The 18162-nt window shown below is 38.4% G+C and carries 13 protein-coding genes and 1 riboswitch; of the genes, 10 read left to right on the top strand and 3 right to left on the bottom strand.

Annotated elements, in window-relative coordinates:
- The first annotated feature begins 147 nt into the window (after window positions 1-147).
- Window positions 148-5337 (top strand): collagen binding domain-containing protein, encoded by a 5190-nt coding sequence (locus CRI88_RS05560; protein WP_058844319.1) that lies wholly within the window; start codon window positions 148-150, stop codon window positions 5335-5337.
- A 52-nt stretch (window positions 5338-5389) separates the two neighbouring features.
- Here the strand turns inward: CRI88_RS05560 and CRI88_RS05555 are convergent, their stop codons facing one another.
- Both CRI88_RS05555 and CRI88_RS05550 read right to left on the bottom strand, forming a co-directional pair.
- Window positions 5390-6046, bottom strand: a complete 657-nt coding sequence (locus tag CRI88_RS05555) for a class A sortase (RefSeq protein WP_058844318.1) — start codon at window positions 6044-6046, stop codon at window positions 5390-5392.
- A gap of 91 nt (window positions 6047-6137) precedes the next feature.
- The gene (locus tag CRI88_RS05550) at window positions 6138-6323 is read right to left on the bottom strand and encodes a 2-hydroxymuconate tautomerase (RefSeq protein ID WP_004231516.1); all 186 of its coding nucleotides are present in this window, start codon (window positions 6321-6323) and stop codon (window positions 6138-6140) included.
- 164 nt (window positions 6324-6487) lie between these two features.
- Between CRI88_RS05550 and CRI88_RS05545 the strand changes: the two genes are divergently transcribed.
- A complete protein-coding gene (locus CRI88_RS05545; protein ID WP_036121521.1) occupies window positions 6488-7006 on the top strand; it encodes a YwhD family protein in 519 nt (172 codons plus the stop codon).
- 343 nt (window positions 7007-7349) lie between these two features.
- Here CRI88_RS05545 and CRI88_RS05540 read toward each other — a convergent pair whose 3' ends face one another.
- Complete coding sequence (locus tag CRI88_RS05540) at window positions 7350-9422, bottom strand: transglycosylase domain-containing protein (RefSeq protein ID WP_058844317.1); 2073 nt, start codon at window positions 9420-9422, stop codon at window positions 7350-7352.
- A 318-nt stretch (window positions 9423-9740) separates the two neighbouring features.
- Here CRI88_RS05540 and speB point away from each other — a divergent pair, with 318 nt between their 5' ends.
- The 8 genes from speB to CRI88_RS05500 all read left to right on the top strand — a co-directional run bounded on the left by speB (window position 9741) and on the right by CRI88_RS05500 (window position 17853).
- On the top strand, window positions 9741-10613 hold the full coding sequence (speB, locus tag CRI88_RS05535; protein ID WP_036121512.1) for an agmatinase: 873 nt from the start codon (window positions 9741-9743) through the stop codon (window positions 10611-10613).
- Window positions 10614-10860: 247 nt separating this feature from the next.
- Window positions 10861-11136: a hypothetical protein gene (locus tag CRI88_RS05530; RefSeq protein WP_036121509.1), complete on the top strand. Its 276-nt coding sequence runs from the start codon at window positions 10861-10863 to the stop codon at window positions 11134-11136.
- A gap of 24 nt (window positions 11137-11160) precedes the next feature.
- A complete protein-coding gene (locus CRI88_RS05525; RefSeq protein ID WP_101966469.1) occupies window positions 11161-11793 on the top strand; it encodes a YidC/Oxa1 family membrane protein insertase in 633 nt (210 codons plus the stop codon).
- Between the two features lie 159 nt (window positions 11794-11952).
- Entirely contained in the window at window positions 11953-12384 is a 432-nt protein-coding gene (locus tag CRI88_RS05520) for a YwiB family protein (RefSeq protein WP_036121502.1), read from the top strand.
- Window positions 12384-14051, top strand: coding sequence for an arginine--tRNA ligase (gene argS / locus CRI88_RS05515; RefSeq protein ID WP_058844297.1), 1668 nt, complete (start codon window positions 12384-12386; stop codon window positions 14049-14051). Before CRI88_RS05520 ends, argS begins: the two co-directional genes overlap by 1 nt.
- A 248-nt stretch (window positions 14052-14299) precedes the next feature.
- A complete protein-coding gene (locus CRI88_RS05510) occupies window positions 14300-14689 on the top strand; it encodes a MerR family transcriptional regulator (RefSeq protein ID WP_036121497.1) in 390 nt (129 codons plus the stop codon).
- Complete coding sequence (locus CRI88_RS05505; RefSeq protein ID WP_036121494.1) at window positions 14682-16184, top strand: class I adenylate-forming enzyme family protein; 1503 nt, start codon at window positions 14682-14684, stop codon at window positions 16182-16184. The genes CRI88_RS05510 and CRI88_RS05505 overlap by 8 nt, the downstream gene beginning before the upstream one ends.
- A gap of 1 nt (window position 16185) precedes the next feature.
- Window positions 16186-17853, top strand: coding sequence for an acyl-CoA dehydrogenase family protein (locus CRI88_RS05500; RefSeq protein WP_058844296.1), 1668 nt, complete (start codon window positions 16186-16188; stop codon window positions 17851-17853).
- A 57-nt stretch (window positions 17854-17910) separates the two neighbouring features.
- A riboswitch (cobalamin riboswitch) is annotated at window positions 17911-18092 on the top strand.
- The last annotated feature ends 70 nt before the right edge of the window (window positions 18093-18162 follow it).

The following is an 18162-nucleotide window of genomic DNA, read 5'->3' as shown; positions in this document are numbered from 1 at the left end:
TTGGCTTTTATTCACAAGAGTGACAAGTTAATTTTAGGAAAGAGGGAGCAACTGATTGTTTGTAGCACGCCTTTCCTAAACAGTGAAAGGAAGCTATCGTCATAGCAAACAATTCAAGCTCTCTATCTATTAGAAAAGAGGAGAGACATGAGGAAAAAAATGAACATTGCTATGCTGACCATGTTGTTAGTGTTCCAAACACTACTAAGTCCACTGTCAGCATTTGCAGCAGATGACCTTTCAACACCACCAGTCGCAAATGACAATGGTGCGGAGGCCGGAATGGCAGAAAACCTATCTACGCCTGTCGACGATGGCACAGATTTGACAGAAGACAACACAGGTGAAGAAGACCTTTCTACAACTCCATCGGAAAATGAAAACACGGAGCAAGCTCCTGAGGGCGAGGCTCCTGAAGAAGAAAAAGCAGCAGATGAGCCTGTGAAAACATTGCCAATGAATGAGGCACCATTAGCGGCTCAAGAAATTCCAGCTTCACTATCATCATTTGTGATGAAAATTGGTGGAACAACGGTTGGAGCAGGTGAATTTGGTACAGAGCTAGATCCAAATACAACAGCTAACTTCACTGTTAAATTTTCCGTACCAATGCAAGATAGTCAAGGCGAAGCATGGGGAGACGGGAGCTGGTTTGAATTCCAACTGCCGCAATCATTAATTGACTTTGATGGGGCATTTACAGGAAGCAGAACAGTGAACGGTATCACATATAATTATGTAACTACAGATAATAAAGTACGTGTAGAGTTAAGCGGTATGGAACCAGGCTCAGGCAGCTCTCAACCGGAGGAATTAAGCATTACATTTAATTCTGGATTTAACCTCCTTTCTGATAACATTGAGCAAGAGCTGGAAATTCCAGCAGCCACTGGTGGTAGTGAGATAATTAAAGCTCAATTTAGTTTTTTACCTTCAACGAGCAACAAAAAGGTAAGTAAGTCAAAACTAGGCACTCCTACACCAACAGCAAGTGGTAACCATGAAATGGAATGGCAAGTATGGGTTAATGAAGCGGGTAAATCATTAAGCAATCCAACTTTGACAGACGATCCAACATCACATGAAATTATGGCTAATTCCGTGAATGTATATCAATATGTGGTTGGTCTTAATGGTGTAAGAACAAGTACTGAAACGAATGTTCTTACAAATGGTAGTTGGAGCGATATTGAAAGTAAGTTGACTGGTAAATATGCATATAAAATTACGTACAAAACGTCTGTAACATTAGATGCTGATAAACGTGATGGTGCAGTTAACTTTCATAACAAGGTACTATTTACTAACAATGGGCAACTAGAAACTTCTAATACGGCTACTCACACCATTACGTATGGTAAAGCACTAGATAAAAAGCTAGTGAGCAATACAAACTATGAAACAAAATGGCGTATTGATTATAATCATAATCTGTTAAGTATCGATCAAGCTGATGCCTATATTGAAGATACAATCCAAGGTCCTCACGAAATTGATGCATCAAGCATTAAAGTATATAAAATGAATGATGCGGCTGGCAATGTGGCGACAACAGTTTCGGAAGCTAATAGAGTAACAAGTGGATTTACTATTACTCCTACTCCTGCAACTGGAGATGTTAAAAGTTTCACATTAACCTTTGATAACGGTATTTCAGATGCCTATACAATAGTGTATGATGCGAACTATACTAAACAGGATTTTTATGAAAATGAAGCAGGTCTGTTTAACAATAGTGTGACAAGTGGTTCAGGTAAAGAGAAGAATATAGACTATGCACTTACAGAAAACTTATTAAAAAAATCATATACAGTTGATTTTGATAAAAAAGTAATTACATGGACGGTCGACATTATATCTGATAATCCAACTAAACCAATTAACAACCTAAAACTAACAGATACATTTACAGCAGGTGCTGCAGATGGGGTGCATGAGTTAATAGATAACACTGTAAAGCTTAATGGTATAGCAACAACTTATATTCTAATTGATGGAGATAAGAAAAAAGGCTTTACAATTTCAGGTATTAATGTACCAGCAGGTAGTACATCAACTATCACTTATCAAACGAGCTTCGCAATTGGTGATGAGGGTACTGTACAAAAGCAAGGGTATGGCAATACAGCTGCTACAGAGTGGACTAGTGGCGGTAAAACATATAAAAAGTCATCTTCAACGAGTTATATCCCACAGTCAACTACTGTTAACAATGGCAGCAAATCGGGAACCTTTAACTACTCCACGCAGCGATTTACATGGGATGTGAAAGTGAATATCAATAAAAAGGATATTAATGGAGCCGTTTTAATTGATACAGTTGGTGAGGGACATAAGTATTTACCAGGAACAATTGAAGTATTACCTTTAACTGACTTAGGTGGTAGTGATACAGGTGGAACGATTGGTACTACACCGATTAACTCGAGTAATTACACAATCTCGGCTGAATCAGATAAAGGCTTTACATTAAAATTCAGTGATTCCTTAGCAGGAGACATAAACTACCAAGCATACGTTGTTCGTTATAACACAATGGATGACGATCATATTTTAGGTATTGGTTCTGATACGGCTACTGATAGAGGGAATGTTTACACGAATGATGCCACATTTAAAACAAAAGGTACGCAAGAATTTACGCTTGAATCAAAGCCAGTAACGATTGACGAGGATGTAGCGAATAATTTAGTGACAAAAAATACACCACAACAAAACGCGAATACAGAAACAATTACTTGGACATTAGATGTGAATAGATCTCATTCTAATTTAGGTCAAAATGTCATCTTAACAGATTTACCAGGTAATAATTTAATGTTATTGGAAAGTAGTATTCTATTAACACCATATACAGTATCTAAAACTGGTATTCAAAAAGGAACTACTTGGCAAACACCTTCGCAATTAGGGGTAACGGTCACATTCGATACACAAGGTGGCTTTAGCCTCGAATTTCCTGATTTAAATCAAAAGGGGTATCAAGTACAGTATAAAACAATAGGCTTTGGTCAATTTGGGGATGCATTGGAAAATACAGCAACATTGCATTATACGGGTCAAACAAAAGCTAATCAAAAAACAGAGAGCGACTATAAGGATAAATTTAGCTTTAGTAGCTCTGAATCAGATTTTACGTCAACACGAGGCAGTGCTAAATTTAAAAAGATTGGTATCGATTCAGCTACAGGCCAATTTAAAGAAAATTTAGCTGGTGTTGAATTCCAACTTATTAAAAAAACTGCAAAACCGAATGAATATATTATCCAAACAGCTACTACAGATGTAAATGGTGAATTCACATTTGAAAATGTACCGTACAACGATTATCTTATTCGTGAAGTAGCTGCACCAACTGGTTATAGTAAAATGTCTGACTTTAAATTTAAGTTAGATGAAAACACGACACTAGATAAGCAACCAGACTTCATTACACAACTTGTCAATACAACACCAATCATTGGTGGTAGTTGTACACAATTTGAAATAGCGATTAAGGATGTTGATGGTCATTCCATTACAACAGGCACAGTTACATTAAAGGATCACAATGGTATAGAAACAGCGCCGTACACAGTAACAAATGGCAAAGTGACATTACCGAATCATTTTACTGCTGGTGAGTATACAGTAACTCATTCAGTTGAAGGTGAATTAGGGAAGGTAACAGTGAAATATGACGGCGGATGTAAAGCTGAGGTTCAACCAGTACCAAAATGTGAAAACTACACAATTGTTGTGAAAGATGATCAAGGTAATATTCGTACTAATATTTTAGAATTAACATTAAAGCAAGGTACTACAGTAGTGACAAAGGTATCTCCTGACGCATCAGGTAAGTTTATTGTTGAATCCAATCAAAACGATCCTACTAATGGTGTAAAACCTGGTGAATATACATTGTATGAGGGTAATCAATTCTTAGGTACAGTCACACTAACGTACAAGAAAAGCTGCGATTATGAATTTACAATTATACAAGCACCGAAGTGCGAAACATTCGAATTAACGGTCAAAGATGTTGATGGAGAATTAGTAGCAGATAAAACGGAAGTAACAATTAAAGATATAGATGGCAAGACGGTAGCTACTGAAGAAACAAAAGACGGTAAAGTAGAATTAAAAGATTTAGAACCAGGTGTTTACGTAGTATTTGATAAGGATGGCAATAAAATTGGCGATTTCGCAAGTAATATTCATTGTCAAGCAACGGTTCAACCAAAACCGGCTTGCGAGCGCTTTACTGTAGCATTGAAAGATGAAAATAATGTGTTGGTTAAGGCTGGTAAAGATGTTGTCATTAAAGATAAACAAGGTAACATTATTTCAACAGTAATAGAAGCAGATGGTAGTATTACATTTATTTCTGAAGATGTACCTGCAGGAAAGTACGAGGTTTACGACAACAAAGTTTATTTAGGCGAAATTGAAGTTTCTTATAAACAAACTTGTAAAGCTGAATTACCTATTGCTCCAGCTTGTCCAAACTTCACATTAACAATCAACAATATGTATGGTCAGCCACGTGAAGGTGTGAAAGTTACGTTTACAGATGAAAATGGTAAAGCGGTAGAAGAGAATGGGTTAATAGAATTTGTTACAGATAGCAAAGGGCAAATTAAGATTAACCACTCATTGATCAAACCAGGTAAATATATAGTTAGGGAGAATGGTAATACCATTATTGGGACAGTTACAGTAGGTAATACATGTGAGGCTAAAATACAGCCGACACCACCTACAACAGATCCAGGACAACCAGTGGAGCCGAACAATCCAAACCCAGATCCGACTAAACCAGTAGATCCAAATAACCCAAACCCAGATCCAACTAAACCGGTAGATCCAAATAAGCCAAACCCAGATCCAACTAAACCAGTAGATCCAAATAATCCAAATCCAGATCCAACTAAACCGGTAGATCCAAATAAGCCGAACACAGATTCAAATAAACCAGTGGATCCAAGTAAGCCAACGACAGATCCTAACAAACCAACGACCCCTGATAATGGTGGTACATCAGTACAAAATGTGATTGATCAAGGGAAGCAATTACCACCATATCATCCATCTAACGCTACAAAAGATACGTTAGATGCCTATAAAGATTTCCTTAATAGATATAGTAAGCTATCTAAAGACCAACAGGCAGAGGTAGCCCAAGCGATTGATATTAATCAAATCAAGGCAGACACAGCACGCTTAGAAGCGCTGCTAAGAGCACAAGGTAAATTACCACAAACAGATGGAGCAAATCAAACAGCTCTTGTCTTTGTTGGTTTACTACTTGTAGCTGGGGCAGTATGGTTTATGCGCCGCCGTGAAACAGAGGTATAATAAGAAAAAGCGTCATCCTTTTTAGGATGGCGCTTTTTGCGTATTGCTTGCATCAAAAGGTTCCTTTGGCATTTTCTAACGAGTAGCTTTGAACAAAATCTGCTTGTAATGCCAGTCGTTTAGAACCTTTTTCTGCACATGTAATCAATGTTAGTGTAGTTTGATTGGGAATATCGTCAATGATATAAACATCAGTTGCAGCAATGATTTTTTTCGTTGTTAATTTATACTCATAGACATCTTTCATATCCGTGATATAGATGATATCGCCAATTTGTGCTTGATAGAGTGGGCTGAATAAAATATCTTTTTCCTCAAAGTAGTGACCAGCCAATGCATAGTTCCCTTGACCGAGCTGTTGGTTGGGTTTCATCGTACCTGCTCCAATAGCAAGTACAGAATGGCCAACACCTTTTAAAATTGGTAGCTGCATATGTACACTTGGAACAGTAATACTGCCGATAACAGGCATATTACTAGCTTTTACTTGTGCTTGGAGTACCTCAGCGATAGATAATGATTGAACGGCTTCAAACTCAAAATCAGCTGCTGCTTTTTTGTTTTTTTCAATGTCTTTAACGCTGTAGTCAGTTGTATTTAATTGGTCACTCAAATGAGCGATAATAGCATGTTGAATCGGATTAATAAATATTAATAATAGGCCAAAAAGTAACACGCAAACGAGCAAGGTCAGTCTAAATTTATTCATTTTGTATAACACATCCTAGTTATTGAAATAACGGAACGATGATTGTCAGTTTAAAAATGGGTAGAGCTAAGATGCTCTACCCATCTTCATCTTATTTATCACTAAAACGAACGCCTGCAACCCCATAATGGTTTTTTGACATTTCTTCGATAAAAACTGTTACATTTTCTGCAGGTGCATTAACTGTACGCGAAACGGCCTCTGTTACTTCCTTTACAAGGGCGCGTTTTTGCTCCTCTGTACGACCTTCAAGCATTTTCACTGTTACGTATGGCATAATATTGCCTCCTTTATAGAATAATGTTGTATAGTTAGTTTATAAGAAAGTATAAACTTCTTACTTGCGTTGAGGCATAAGTGCGCGTTAGAAATAGTGTGTTATACGACAAAATATACGCGATATGCTTTCCTTTATAATAGCAGAATGGAGGATATTTAAGTATGGCAAATGAAGAAAAACCAAAACAAAAAATGGGTTTTACCATTATAAAAAACGATCCAACAGATGGACATAAAGGGTTTGGAATTGGTTCACTTTCATTAGAGAATGTATCGCCTGTTATGATTGATGTAGAAGAGGGGACAGCTACTGTTGAAATTGGTGCCATGCATGCACGAAGTGATGTTGAGCGAGGTATTAAATTTACGATGGACCGTGCTGATTCAGAAGGTGGGAAATCCTATTGGTTAGTGTGGGTGACGGTAGACCATAAAGAAGATGGACCCTATTATGCGGGTGTAACAGCTTGTGAAATGGTCGTTAACCGTGAAAAGAGACGTGGCTATAAAATTCTAGCTGACCATGTGAACAAAATGGATAAATCCATGAAGCGTCAGATTATTGTAGAGCATATGGATGCACCATCTAAAAAAGTGTTGGCTACTTTCCTAGAGCAACTTAATCCAGATTTGTGGGGACGTAGTGATGAGCAACTGCGTCAAGACTTATTTGTCGAATAGACCAATAATGATTGAACAATCTGTGACATTTTGCGATCGCTTTCGATATTAGGTTGAAAGTGGGTTTGAAACAAAGTACACTTGATGCAGAGCTTACATTTTAGTAAGCTAGGACACTTGGTATCGCGAATATGATGAGCGCTATGCGGCATTTGAATAACCCAAACCCAAGCCAAATGCCCCATGATGCTCATACTTCGCGTACCATAAAAAAAGAAAAGCTTTCTGTTCCCACGGACACGTCTCCGGGGAAGAGAAAGCTTTTCTTATTTATTCGTCTATTAGTTACTTTGTCGAGAGCCTTCATAACATAGAACGAGAGCTGTTCAAAAAGGTTTCCGCATTATTGTTTATTTTTATTATCACCTTTAAAAAGTGAGAATGGCAGCATGTTCCAAAATTCTCCCCATGTATCACTGTCGAGAATATCGAAGTTTGTACATTTTTCAGTTGGTACATCCTTAGCTTCTACATAAACAAGACGTTGTTTTGGACAAGCATCGGTAGCGAGTTTACCTGTTTCGATATCAATGACAACGCCCTCTACACCTTTAGGTTTTTTGAAATCCTCATTTTTCGTTCCTTTGTTGACGCTCTCCATAAAGTCAATCCAAATTTGCTTAGTGGCAGCAGTATCTTCCTTCGTTGTAAGGTTTTTACCCTGATCATAGCCGTTCCACACACCAGCAGTTAGACTTGGTGTAAAACCAATTAGCCATTGGTCACTGTTGGTAGAACCTGATTTAGCCGCATAGGTGTGTGTCATGCGGGAACGAATACTAATGCCTGTAGCAGGAGAATAATCACTGAAAACCGGGTCAAAAATACCTGTCATCATCTCAGTTAAAATGTATGCATTTTCTTTTGAAATGGCCGTTTCCGCCTTGCTTGAAACATCTTTATTTTCATAAATAACGTCTCCATGAGCATTTTTTATGGACACAATGGTTGTTGGAATGGTTTGCTGTCCCTGAGATGCTAAAATATTATAAGCATTCGTCATCTCATATAATGTCGTTTCAATTGTACCGAGAGCGATAGATAAATTATCTTTAGCACCAATCCCTACACTAAAACGGTTTGCCATATCATGAAATTCCTTGAAGCCAATGTCCTCTAACGTTTTTACGGCGTAAATATTGTCTGAGATCGCAATCGCTTGAGCCATCGTCATATCATGATCTGCAAACTGACCATTGACATTTTTAGGTGCATAAGTGCCACGTCCGTTATCATAAGTAAAGGTTGTCTCACCAACATCTAAAAATGTAAGCGGTGTGTAACCATTTTCTAGTGCCGCTGCATATAAAATCGGCTTGATAGTAGAGCCTGGTTGACGTTTAGCCTGTGTGACACGGTTAAATGAACTTACTGAATAGTCACGACCTCCAACTAATGCAGTGACAGCACCTGATTTCGATTCCATACTAACGAATGCTGTTTGAAGATCATTGGCAGGCATGTTTTTTACTACTGCTTCTTCAGCGGCTTTCTGGTGTTCCAGATTAAGCGTTGTTTGAATTGTCCAGCCACCTTCGCTAATATCGAGATTTTTTGACTTTAAAATTTCGCTAGCCTCTTGCCATGCCACATCAAGGAAATAAGGGGCGACAGATTTTGTGGCAACCCAGCTATCATTTTTTAAGACAAGCTGTTCATTTTCAGCTCGTGTTTTTTCTTCTTGTGTAATGGCACCTTGATCCGCCATTAGTTTTAAAATTACGTTTTGGCGATTCGTAGCCTTTTCTAAATTGGCAATAGGTGAATAGATACTTGGTCCCTTTGGTACGCCTGTTAGCATTGCAGCTTCCGCAAGTGTTAAATCAGCGGCAGATTTACCGAAGTAAAATCTACTTGCTGCTTCTACTCCATACATGCCGTGTCCATAGTATACCGTATTTAAATAGCCCTCTAATATTTCGTCCTTGTCATAAAAAACTTCTAATCTATAAGCATACAGGGCTTCATTTAATTTACGTGTCCAAGATTTTTCATGGGAAAGATAAAGATTACGTGCATATTGTTGCGTAATGGTACTAGCCCCTTGGACTTTTCCGCCCGCCTTAATATCCACTAAAATGGCACCAGCAATACGTGAATAATCAAAACCACCATGTTTATAAAAATCTTTATCCTCAACAGCAACTACTGCTTCTTTTAAATAAGGTGACATCTCATCAAGACCAACCCAATAACGTCGTTGATTTGTAAAGTGATCTCCAATTTGGTTCTCATTTTCATCTAAGAAGATGGAAGCTTTCGGTACGGTTAAAGGCGGTGCACCAGCCACTTGAACATAGATGCGTAGAGCGACAAATGCTACGACAATTGCAGATGCAAAGGCGACAAAAAGAGTAAGGGATTTCCGTGTGCGCTTTACACGCTTTTGCTTTCGATGATAGCTTTTTCGTTTCATCCGACTTCACCTCGTTTTCTTACAACTTCTAATTTTAGCTTTAGTATGTGTTTGAACACTCATCTTTAATCGAAATTCTAACTAAAAACTATTGCACTTTATTCAAAAACATCTATACTTTTTTTGTACTACTTGAAATGCGAGCATTCGACAGAAAAATCACACCTTGTAGATTTTAATCGAAATTTGCTAGATGTTCCAATAATGTATACGAGGACGAAAGGATACAGGTTTCATTACAATCCTGTAAGCCATAATAGAAGAAGTTGAAGAGAATTGATAATCAATACAATTTGTTAATGATATGGAGGGCAAGCAATGAGATTTGATGAAGCTTATTCAGGAAATGTTTTTATAAAAAGTCATCCTACCTATGAGGATGCACAAGCCGTTATTTATGGCATGCCAATGGACTGGACAGTAAGTTACCGTCCAGGATCACGTTTCGGTCCACAGCGTATCCGTGAGGTATCGATCGGTCTTGAAGAGTATAGCCCATATCTAGATCGCGAGCTTGAGGAAGTAAAGTACTTTGATGCTGGTGATATTCCACTACCTTTCGGGAATGCACAGCGCTCATTAGATGAAATCGAAAAATTTATTGAAACATTATTAGCAGATGGCAAGATTCCTGTCGGTATGGGTGGGGAGCATTTAGTGTCTTGGCCAGTTATGAAGGCTGTCTCTGCTAAATATGATGATCTTGCCATCATTCATTTTGATGCACATACCGATTTACGTGTGGAATATGAGGGAGAACCACTTTCTCACTCAACACCAATTCGTAAGATTGCGGAACATATTGGACCGAAAAATGTTTATTCTTTCGGCATTCGTTCAGGCATGAAAGAAGAATTTGAATGGGCAAAGGAAAACGGCATGCACATTTCAAAATTTGAAGTGCTTGAGCCGTTAAAAGAGGTTTTACCAACATTAGCTGGGCGCAATGTGTATGTAACGATTGATATTGACGTTTTAGATCCAGCACACGCTCCAGGCACTGGTACAGTAGATTGTGGAGGTATTACATCAAAAGAATTACTAGCTTCCATCCACGCGATAGCAGCTAGTGGTGTAAATGTTGTAGGCTTTGATCTAGTAGAAGTCGCACCTATCTATGATTCATCAGAAATGACGGCAAACACAGCTTCTAAATTATTACGAGAAATGATTTTAGGCTGGGTAAAATAAGTAAGGCATTGAAAACAGATTGATTGGATGGGGTTAGCTATAGGCTTGCCCCATTTTGTATTTTCTATTGAAATGAAGAATAGCTATACGTCATAAATTTGAAACTTATTTTACGTAGTTGCGTAGATAAGTTAAGTAATAGTTTCTATTTTATAGAAGAGAGAAAAATTGATGAAACAACTGTCATCTATTGGTCAGTAGAATGTATGGTTCTTTAATTTAATTAGTGATAGGAAGGAGGAGTATTATGATTTGGTCACTTCTCATCAATGATTTATTCATTATTGTCAGTACAATGGAATACTTTTGGCTATTAGCTTCTTTGGTTTTAACTGTGCTAAGTGTTCATTTGCATCTGTATCTGGTTAATAAAATAACAATTCAAGAAGTAAAGGACGAAGCGTTTGAAGTTGACTATAATATCACGAATACTTGGACTCCACCTATGCTAACGTGGTTTGTTCTATGTATTAGGACGTCGGAAAACAGTGAGGAAGAAAGTGTATCTCCTAGTTTCATGTAAACTTTTAAACTAGGAGGAATATCATTGTTAACCTTTTTAGCACAACCGATTATTTACTTCATTCATTTCATCCATTCATTTACAGGTAGCTATGCAGTGAGTGTCATTGGCATTACGATTGCAGTAAGATTAATTCTAATGCCGCTATTTATTCAATCTGCAAAACATCAAAAGCGCTCGAAAGAACTAATGTCAGCCATTAAGCCTGAACTAGATGCGCTTACCACTAAATATAAGAACAGTCAAAATGAATCTGAAAAAATAATAGTACAACAAAAAATGCAAGCATTAACGTCAGATTCATTGAAAAGTTCTTTATTAGGCTGTTTACCTATTATTGTTCAATTGCCTGTATTATTTTCACTGTATTACGCGATTAAGTTAGATACCGTCATCGCAAGTGAAAATTTCCTATGGATGAATTTAGGTACGATAGATATTGGCATTTCGATCATTGCTTGTTTGATTTATTTGATGCAAAGTGTTTTCTCCTTAGAGAAAAGCCAACCACTTAATATGAAGATTATGGTGTTCATTAATCCAATCATGATCCTCATTTTTAGTTTGTTCAATCCAGCGATTATCCCTATCTATTGGACAGTTAGTGCTATATTATTAATAGTTCAACAATTAATCATTAAAAAATGGTATAGATAAAATGAAACTTCTCTCTTTCGATTATGTAAAGAGAGGAGTTTTTATTTATTCTCCATCTATATTTGTGAGATGCTTTACATGACTTCTATCTTGAAAAAACAGGAGTATTCATCCTATAATAAAAAGGTTATAGTAAAAGACTAAAAGGGAGCGTCCATTATGGCGAACGAAATAAGATCGCAAGTGAACATTAAGCTCATTTCTACAATTCGTCCAAGTGATGGAGAGTCCGAAAGTTATGAAATGTGGCTCAAAGGGCAGCTACTTGAAAAAGCAGGAAGCTTATATTTGAAATATGATGAGGTGCAGGAGGATAAAACTATCCGCACAACAATGAAATTAGGACATGAGAAAGCGCTGATTATGCGTGCTGGCTCGGTCAATATGCGCTTACCACTTAACATAATTGAGCAACAAAAAGGGCATTATGAGAGTGAGTTTGGTTCCATGCCACTCATTATTGACACGAAAAAAATGACCTTTACGAAACAGGCATTAAGCGGAGATTTCCATGTACAGTACGATTTACTAATGGGTGGGCAATCCGTTGGCAACTATACATTAGATATTACATTTACGGAGGTACAATGATGAACGCAGTAGAACAAGTACAACAGGCTATAAAAGCAGCAATAGCTCAGGCTGTTGAAAAAGCAGGCTTAGTTGAGGCTGGTACAGAATTATCGATTCACTTGGAATCACCAAAGGATAAAGCGAATGGGGACTATGCAACAAACATTGCAATGCAATTAACGAAATTGGCTAAAAAACCACCTCGTGCTATTGCGGAAGCTATTTTAGAAAATCTTGATACAGCAGGTACAGATATTGAAAAGATCGACATTGCTGGTCCTGGCTTCATGAATATCACAGTACGTAAAGATTTCCTAACTGGGGTAATTACACAGGCTCTTGAACAAGGTACTGACTACGGCCGTTCAAATGCTGGTGCTGGGGAAAAGATTCAAGTGGAGTTTGTTTCAGCAAACCCTACAGGGGACCTTCATCTAGGACATGCACGTGGAGCTTCTGTTGGAGATTCATTATGTAATGTATTAGATATGGCTGGTTACAGCGTCTCTCGTGAATATTATATTAATGATGCGGGCAATCAAATTAATAACCTAGCTTACTCATTAGAAGCACGCTATAAACAAGCACTAGGTATGGAAGCGGAGATGCCAGAAGACGGCTATCATGGGCAAGATATTATTGATATTGCGGGTAAATTAGCGGAGGAGCATGGTGAAGCTATTTTAGCAAAATCAGAGGATGAACGTTTTGCATTCTTCCGTCAACACGGTTTAGCCTTAGAATTAGATAAATTAAAAACAGACTTAGCAAACTTCCGCGTGAACTTTAATGTCTGGTATTCTGAAACGTCTCTATATGAAAACGGTAAAATCGAAGTAGCGTTAGATAAATTAAAAGCAAATGGTCATGTCTTTGAAGAAGATGGTGCTACTTGGTTCCGCTCTACAACATTTGGTGATGATAAAGACCGTGTGTTAATTAAAAATGATGGTTCGTTCACATACTTAACGCCAGATATTGCTTACCACGAAGACAAAATTGTCCGTGGTTTCGATAAATTAATCAATATTTGGGGAGCTGACCACCACGGTTATATTCCACGTATGAAAGCAGCTATTCAGGCCCTTGGCTATGATCGTGATACATTAGAAGTAGAAGTTATTCAAATGGTTCAGCTTTATAAAAACGGTGAAAAATTCAAAATGTCTAAACGGACAGGGAACGCGGTAACAATGCGTGAGCTTGTAGAAGAGGTTGGCCTTGATGCAGTACGATACTTCTTCGTGAAAACTGCAGGCGATTCTCATATGGACTTTGACCTTGATCTTGCTGTATCACAATCCAATGAAAACCCAGTGTACTATGCACAATATGCACATGCTCGTATTTCATCTATTTTACGCTCAGCAAATGAGCAAGGATTTGCTGTAGCAACAGATCATCTTAATCTGTTAACAGCAGAAAAAGAAATTGATTTACTGAAAAAGATTGGCGATTTCCCGAGAGTGGTGGCAGAAGCGGCGAAACACCGTACACCACACCGAATCGCTAACTATATTCAAGAGACAGCAGCAACATTCCATAGCTTTTACAATGCAGAAAAAGTATTGGATGCTTCCAACAAGGAGTTAACAGAGGCTCGTTTAGCATTAATCACAGCTGTACGCACAACAATTGCTAATGCACTACGTTTAATCGGCGTATCTGCACCAGAAAAAATGTAATACTTTTTAAGCCCCTAACATGATGAATGTTAGGGGTTTTTTAGTGGCTAGAAGGCCAAAAATGGACGATAACATTCTAAAAGTGGTTGATAAAACAGTAAATGTGAAAGATAAAAAGGCATAAGGAACGGATAGCACTAAAAATTAGCTGTTTCAAACTTAATTTTTCTGTTAATTTCGAAAATTTTGTTGAAGTTTACGTCAACGTCAATGATATACTGTTGACAATAAGGAAAGGGGAGATGGTTTTGAAGACGATTCAGGAGGTAGCAAAGGAATTCAATGTGTCTACTCGCACAATTCGTTATTATGAAGAACTTGGTCTTCTTCGTCCCGATCGCTCATCTACCAATCAACGAACCTTTTCAAAAAAAGAATTGGCGAAGCTCAAGCTTATTTTCAGAGGCAAGCGTTACGGGTTCTCACTAGAGGAAATCAAAGAGATGGTTTTACTTTTTGATTTTGATCGCTCAGGTATTCAGCAATTAGAGCGAACAGTAGAGTATGGAGAACAAAAAATTCAAGAGATTGAGAGTAAAATTGCTGAGCTGACGCAAATGAAACAGGAATTACAGCAAATGCAAGGCATGTTTAGTGAAAAATTAGCTACTTTAAAGGGAGAGATGCATGATGAATAGTTCCAGTTTGTTAGCACGAAATGCCCGTAAGTATCCAAAAAATGAAGCCATTATTTGTCATGGCAGAAGAGTGACCTATCGTGATTTAGATGAACAAGTAACACGTTTTAGTCATGCTTTGCTAGAGCAAGGAGTAAGTCAGGATGATAAGGTTTTAATCTTTATGCCGAACGTTTTAGAGTTTGTTGTAAGCTATTTTGCTATTCAGCGTATCGGGGCAATCGTTGTTCCAGTCAATGCGAAATTTACATTGCAGGAAGTAGAGTATGTGGCACAGCATGCCGAAGCGAAGGCGATTGTTGTTCATGAGGCGATTTTTGCCGCAGTTGAACAACTAGCTGCTGTACCATTAAAAATTAAAACCGGCCAAGAAAAAGCAGGTTGGCAGCATTACGAAACAATGCTTCAAAATGCGAGCACACAAACAATTGATTGCCAACTACAAGAAGATGACCCTTCGACTATTTTGTATACATCTGGTACGACAGGAAAACCAAAGGGTGTGTTATTTAGCTACCGTAATATTTTAACAGTGGCACAAATGATTGCTGTTGAAATGGAAGTGAAACCTGAAAGCCGTATATTGCTCATGATGCCATTAACTCATTCAGCACCATTGCATTTATTTTTAATGGCGGGCGTATTTGTAGGGTCAACAAGCGTATTAACACCAACCTTTACACCAGACCTTTTTATCGATGCCATTGAGCAGGAAAAAACGACGCATTTCTTTGGAGCGCCTGTTGCTTATTTATTAACGGCTCAGATGCCAAGGCTACAAACGGCTGATTTGTCTTCCATGAAGTGGTGGGTATATGGTGGAGCACCATTATCTCAAAATGAGGTTCGCTTCATTCAACAGGCATTCCGAACAACTAATTTAACCTGTGTTTATGGATTAACAGAGGCGGGTCCGAGTGGCTCACTGTTATTTGGCAAGGAGCATGAAACGAAGGCTGGGAGTATTGGCCAACGGGCGCCACTTGGCACAGAGCTTCGTATTGTCAATGACAATGGAGAAGATGTAAATGTGGGCGAAGTAGGAGAAATTGTCTTATTTGGTGAGGGTAATATGCTTGGCTACTTCAAGGATGAAATAGCAACCAAGGCTGCTTACATTGATGGGTGGTTAAAAACAGGAGATCTGGCTCGGATGGATGAGGACGGCTTTATTTGGATTGTGGATCGCAAAAAAGATGTCATTATTTCAGGTGGTGTCAATATTTATCCGAAGGAAATTGAAGATTGCCTATTAAGCTTTGAAGGGATATTTGAAGTTGCTGTCATTGGTATACCACATCCGCAATGGGGGGAAACCGTGAAGGCTGTATATGCTACGAAACAAGACATAGATGAGGATGCATTGAAAGCTTATTTAGAGGAACGGCTTGCGAAGTATAAACTACCACGTATTTTCGAAAAAGTGGAAGCGCTACCACGCAATGCTTCAGGCAAAATTTTAAAACAATCCTTGAAAGGACAAGAGGTGAGATAGCATGAAGGTTTTACAGCAGGAAGAAATGCGTGCAACAAACTTTTTTACAGAGGAAGAAACGCTTCAAAAAGTGTTAGAAATGATGTTAGATAAAGAGTTTTTGTCTTATGCACACAGAGAACTGACAGATTTCGGTGAGTTATGTGCAGGTGATATTGACGTAAGGGCAAAACATACTGATCGGCAGGGAGAGCCCCGCCTTGAACGGTATAATGCTTATGGAGAAGAGGTATCAGAGGTTTGGGTGAATGACGGTTACAAAAAAACAATTGAAGAGACATATAATACGGGAATTGTTGGCTACGTGTACAAAGAAATTCCACAGTTAGGTCACAAAGGGAATTATGTCTATAGCTTTGCACAAGGTTATTTACTATCTCATGCAGAGCCCGGTTTTTATTGTCCCGTGACTTTGACGATGGCTACGGCTTATCTATTAGATCATTATGCTGATGAGGATGTAAAGCAGCGTTTCTTGCCACATGTTTGTGCAACAGGAGAGACGGAGCTATACGAAGGAGCAACATTTTTAACAGAACGTCAAGGAGGGTCAGACGTTGGGGCGAATGTTGTGGAGGCCAGAAAAGTAGGCAATGAGTACCGTCTCTATGGAGAAAAATACTTCGCATCCAATGCAGGTATGTGTGGCGTAGCAATGGTGTTGGCACGTTTAGAAGGCGCACAAGCAGGCTCTAAAGGGTTAACGTTATTTGCAGTTCCATGGAATAATGAAGATGGTACGGCTAATCATCTTCGTATTCGTCGATTGAAAGATAAATTAGGCGTTCGAGCAGTCCCATCGGGCGAGGTAGAGTTTGATGGTGCCCTTGCTTATATTGTAGGGGAACAAAATAAAGGGATTTATTACATGCTAGAAGCACTAAATCTTTCAAGAATTTGTAATGCAGTCGCATCGATTGGTATTATGCGTCGAGGCTTTTTAGAGGCAAAGCATTATGTGACCAATCGATATGCATTTGGCAAGCCCTTAACACAATACCCAATGATCCAGGATACATTAGGGAAGTTTGCTGCTAAGCTGCATGTGGAAGTAGCGACAGTATTTGATCTTATTCAATTATACGATAAAGTGACAAGTGGGCAGGGAACACAACAAGATCTCATTATGAATCGTTTATATATTGCCATTATGAAAAAGGAAACGGCAGAGCAAGCCGTTCATTATGCTAGTGAAGCGATTGAATTACATGGTGGTAATGGCTATATTGAAGACTTTGTAACACCACGCTTACTAAGGGATGCACAAGTATTGACGGTATGGGAGGGAACGGCAAATATTTTGGCTTTAGAACTTATTCGTTTAGTGGATAAATTCCATGCACATGAACTGTTTGTCCGTGAAATGGAGACAAGGCTAGAGAAGCTAGCGGATAGTCCACTAGTGCAAATTGTGGAAGAGCAGTTGGTAAATCTTGCGGCTACATTACAAATTTTTAGCGCTTTAGATGAAGCAACTAAAACTTTTGAAGCCAAAGATATAGCGAAAAAGATGGCCCATCTTTATGAAAGTGTTGTAGCGGTGGAATGGGCACTAAAATTTGGCGGGAAGTACGAAAAGCTAGCGGATATCTATTTAGAGCAAACGTGGTCATTGCGACAAATAGGTGCACAAATGAAAACCGTACAATATTTTTCTGAAATTGTATAATTGCCAAGGAGTCGTCTGGAATGGAGGCGACTTCTTTTATTTTCATGTATAATGAAATCAACTGAATATTATAAAGGTTCTTTACTTAAGTAAAGTGAAAAGGGAAGTCGGTGTAATTCCGATGCGGTCCCGCCACTGTAAGTGTGAGTTTTTTCAAATAATGCCACTGAAGATTTCGGGAAGGCTTGAAAAACGCAATAAGCACGAGCCAGGAGACCTGCCTTTATAGTATAGACATGACAACCTACGAGGATAGGGTGGTGGATTTTGTATCAGTTTTTTGGTGCGATTTTGACCCCTCATCATTCG

It is taken from the genome of Lysinibacillus fusiformis (assembly GCF_002845985.1).
In the GTDB taxonomy this organism is placed as follows: Bacteria; Bacillota; Bacilli; order Bacillales_A; family Planococcaceae; genus Lysinibacillus; species Lysinibacillus fusiformis_D.
The sequence above is the reverse complement of the archived record's forward strand: the minus strand, read 5'-3'. Positions and strand labels throughout refer to the sequence as shown.

Bases quoted from the DNA above. Each gene is read 5' to 3' on its own strand.
- CRI88_RS05540 (WP_058844317.1), bottom strand. From the start codon at position 9,422: ATGAAACGAAAAAGCTATCATCGAAAGCAAAAGCGTGTAAAGCGCACA.
- CRI88_RS05555 (WP_058844318.1), bottom strand. From the start codon at position 6,046: ATGAATAAATTTAGACTGACCTTGCTCGTTTGCGTGTTACTTTTTGGC.
- argS (WP_058844297.1), top strand. From the start codon at position 12,384: ATGAACGCAGTAGAACAAGTACAACAGGCTATAAAAGCAGCAATAGCT.
- CRI88_RS05520 (WP_036121502.1), top strand. From the start codon at position 11,953: ATGGCGAACGAAATAAGATCGCAAGTGAACATTAAGCTCATTTCTACA.
- speB (WP_036121512.1), top strand. From the start codon at position 9,741: ATGAGATTTGATGAAGCTTATTCAGGAAATGTTTTTATAAAAAGTCAT.
- CRI88_RS05545 (WP_036121521.1), top strand. From the start codon at position 6,488: ATGGCAAATGAAGAAAAACCAAAACAAAAAATGGGTTTTACCATTATA.
- CRI88_RS05560 (WP_058844319.1), top strand. From the start codon at position 148: ATGAGGAAAAAAATGAACATTGCTATGCTGACCATGTTGTTAGTGTTC.
- CRI88_RS05550 (WP_004231516.1), bottom strand. From the start codon at position 6,323: ATGCCATACGTAACAGTGAAAATGCTTGAAGGTCGTACAGAGGAGCAA.
- CRI88_RS05505 (WP_036121494.1), top strand. From the start codon at position 14,682: ATGAATAGTTCCAGTTTGTTAGCACGAAATGCCCGTAAGTATCCAAAA.
- CRI88_RS05500 (WP_058844296.1), top strand. From the start codon at position 16,186: ATGAAGGTTTTACAGCAGGAAGAAATGCGTGCAACAAACTTTTTTACA.
- CRI88_RS05530 (WP_036121509.1), top strand. From the start codon at position 10,861: ATGATTTGGTCACTTCTCATCAATGATTTATTCATTATTGTCAGTACA.